This window comes from Paenibacillus sp. 102 (assembly GCF_039549175.1).
Taxonomy (GTDB): domain Bacteria; phylum Bacillota; class Bacilli; order Bacillales; family Bacillaceae_G; genus Bacillus_A.
The window spans coordinates 1-255 of record NZ_JBCGHT010000095.1 but is presented as its reverse complement, the minus strand read 5'-3'; the positions used below and the strand labels follow the sequence as shown (position 1 = coordinate 255).

The 255-nt window shown below is 54.1% G+C and carries 2 tRNA genes; both read left to right on the top strand.

What is annotated here, in order from left to right:
• The first annotated feature begins 48 nt into the window (after positions 1-48).
• Positions 49-123: transfer RNA gene (locus tag AAIE21_RS29495), tRNA-Gly, on the top strand.
• A 16-nt stretch (positions 124-139) separates the two neighbouring features.
• Positions 140-228: transfer RNA gene (locus AAIE21_RS29490), tRNA-Leu, on the top strand.
• The last annotated feature ends 27 nt before the right edge of the window (positions 229-255 follow it).

Here is a 255-nt window from a genome sequence, read left to right as displayed (position 1 = left end):
CGACTCCCTTCACCCGCACTTTTAATAAAATATCTCATAACATGTCTTGCGGAAGTAGTTCAGTGGTAGAATACAACCTTGCCAAGGTTGGGGTCGCGGGTTCGAATCCCGTCTTCCGCTCCAATTTCCAATATGACATGCCGGGGTGGCGGAACAGGCAGACGCACAGGACTTAAAATCCTGCGGTGGGTGACCACCGTGCGGGTTCGACCCCCGCCCTCGGCACCATATGCGCCCGTAGCTCAATTGGATAGA